2 protein-coding genes are annotated in these 2,949 nt (G+C 38.8%); both read right to left on the bottom strand.

Annotated elements, in window-relative coordinates:
• Positions 1-889: 889 nt before the first annotated feature.
• A complete protein-coding gene (locus tag PR800_RS19495; protein ID WP_407072567.1) occupies positions 890-1,165 on the bottom strand; it encodes a hypothetical protein in 276 nt (91 codons plus the stop codon).
• The coding region (locus PR800_RS19490) for a DUF637 domain-containing protein (RefSeq protein ID WP_272531263.1) at positions 1,149-2,949 on the bottom strand (1,801 nt) is incomplete at its 5' end. The genes PR800_RS19495 and PR800_RS19490, both read right to left, overlap by 17 nt.

Here is a 2,949-nt window from a genome sequence, read left to right as displayed (position 1 = left end):
TCCACGATATTCTTGATCAGTATGAAAAACATATTCATTTCTTACACTTATTGGGTAAGTAGTCCTAAAAAAGAAACATTACCTAAAATGTGTCGATAAGAAAACACAGGCGGCTAAAATCATAACCGCCTGTGTTTTCAATCTTTTTTGCTCAATTCTATTGAACTTAGAGCTATCTACCCCCTATCATTAGGGCTTACTGATTGTTATTACCAGATTTCTTATAATAATTTTGCAGGAAGTATTACGTCTTTGCCTTTAACATAATCCCATACCAAGGTGAATATCTTTTTATATATCGAGCTTTCATATTGTGATAGGTGCATTAATAGTTTTGATAGTTCATCCGATGATCTCATGACTGATATCTCCCCCCTTCAGGATACGCTATAAAAACGTGACTAACACCGTTTATCGATATAGTTAAAAAAGCCTTTCCATTAATATATTGTATATTATTAAGATATACACTACTGACTAAAAACGGCATTTCCATTCCAAGGCCCCTCTAAAAATTCTCGTAGTGTCATTTGATAGCTCGTGCTTTTTTGTTGGGATTAACATATCAAAAGCAGGCAAGTACACAATTTAAATTACAGTCTAGGCCGCCCTCCCCCCGGCAGAAAAAACTGAACTAGATTTGACCTGACAGACACCTTATAAATAACCGGTAACTGTAAGGTCTGAGCTAATACATATAAGGCTTCGTCGGATAAACCCTCCTTCAAGTCAAAACACCTCACAGTGGATGAACCGTATATTTCTGCTCAAATGGCCTCGCTGATCCAACAAACCCATTCAAATACTGGAAGCCTCATCAAGCTCACTCAGGTTATCAATAGGAGACTGTTACAAAACTTGAATAATGATTCTAGCGTAGAACCATGTTTTAAATTAAATTAGCTGGTAGAGATATATTTCTGCCTTCGATATAATCCCAAGTTATCTCACTTAAAAATTTAGATATTTCTGGTTTATATGGCATTATAGACATTATTAACTTATCGAGTTCATCCGTATAATTTATACCTTTTATTCCTTTAGCCTCAAATATACTTGCCATGAAAAATTTAGTTTCTTTATTGACACTAAAACCATAGCTAATATTTTTCGTTGTATTATCATAATCTATTGATAATAAAAATATATTATGGTTTGTAGACACTATGTCCATTCCATGCATCCTTAAATTCGTTAACTTTCATTGTGTACCGTGTTCCTTTAAATGGATCGTTGATTATTACATTACCTCCATTGTCTACGCCTTTAACAACAACCCAATGACCAACTTTATTACCTGAGTCCCACATCATTGCACTCCAAGAACCGGTACGATTTAATGACTCAAAACTTGAGGAAGAAACATTATTAGCAACCCAACCGCTATCAACTTTATTTAGTTTATTGGCAAGTGAATTCATTGATGTTAATTCTGTACCTAATTTAATCTGAGATGTGAAAATATCACGATCTTTTAATATCATTTCCCCACATGCAGCGCCACAACTAGTCGGCGTCACCTGTTTCACTACAGTTGGGTCAACGATTTCATTCATGACATTCCAGTTACCTCCAGCCCCTCCTTTTAATGGTTTCCGCTGAAGAGCCGTGCCTGTTGTTTTGATCAATCGCCCCATAACGGCTACAGCTCGTTCTAATGGTAACGATGTTAATAGTGCAATTGCGTAATCTTTAGTATCCTTGGCCTGTGCTAATGCCATCATAGTATCTGAAACGGGAAGATGCTCTAATATTAACTTTACAGGGTCTTCTCCCCCAGCACCGTTAAGATAATTTTTCCGAATACTACGTTTTTCTTGCTCCGTAAGGCTGCTATCACTCGCTAATACTTTTTCAAGTTCAAAACCACTTGCGAAAAAGTTATCGCCCGTATTTCCAAAAAAATTATGGTAATGGTGATTAAAAAGAAATACATTTTCTGCGGCATTAGCACCACTGTATGCACCACTCGCTTCACCTGTATAAATACCGCCAGATAAAGCCCCAACCACCTTGATTATTTGAGTATCTGCATTTAAATTATTTTTACTTTTGTTATCAAGAGATAGTGCAGCCAATTCAGCGGCTAATGCACCAACAACGGCTCCTTTTACATTGCCACCACTAATTTCTGCACTTAGTGCAGCCAAACCCGCATGACTAAGAGCTTTTCCTGTATGTCCTAGAATATTTCCCTGTTTATCTACATATAAATACTGGAATTTATCGCCTATCAGGTTAGCCCCTTCAGCTTGAATTTGCCCTGCCACATTACTGAGTAGGGCTGTTTTAAAGTTTTCACTAAAGCTCCCACCTTGGATCGCTGTTCCGATGGTTGAGCTGATAGCACTTTGCCCTGCTACACGCTGTGCGACTTGAGTCCAATTTCCATCACTGAGTTTTGGTAAGGTCACTTTGGCTGGATCAGTCGCTTTGCCATATAACGCAATATCAAATCCTTCAAGTGAACCTGCAATAATCATGCTGGTCACAATTGATTTTACGGTATCACTTTCCCCTAGACTGGATAAGGTTTTTGACAGGTTTCCTTTGTTCTCAACTAACGCGACAGAAGCTTGAGAAACGAGTGAGGCAAACCCCGCCTGTGCCGCAGCAGAAGCCATTGACGCTGTTGTCGCTGAAGCCCCCATAGTTGTAGCAGTAGAACTCGCTAATCCACCAACACTGGCGGCTGTAGAGGTTCCATAAGTAGCAGCCGCTACAGCAATGGCAATCACAGCACCTACGACTGGATTAAGGCTTTCAGTTTTTATATCCCACTGGCTATAAGCATCTTTTACAACAGCCCAATTGACGTTTTTGTTATTTTTAATGTCCCCGAGCCACTCATACCCAGGAGTATGACTTAATATTGCTAGTGCCTGTTCGAATGACTGCCCTTCTTTAGTTTTAACATCCGCAGTGATCCCTTTATTCGCATCAACAGTC

The sequence above is a fragment of the Providencia sp. PROV205 genome, from assembly GCF_028479505.1.
GTDB classification, from domain to species: domain Bacteria; phylum Pseudomonadota; class Gammaproteobacteria; order Enterobacterales; family Enterobacteriaceae; genus Providencia; species Providencia huaxiensis.
The sequence above is the reverse complement of the archived record's forward strand: the minus strand, read 5'-3'. Positions and strand labels throughout refer to the sequence as shown.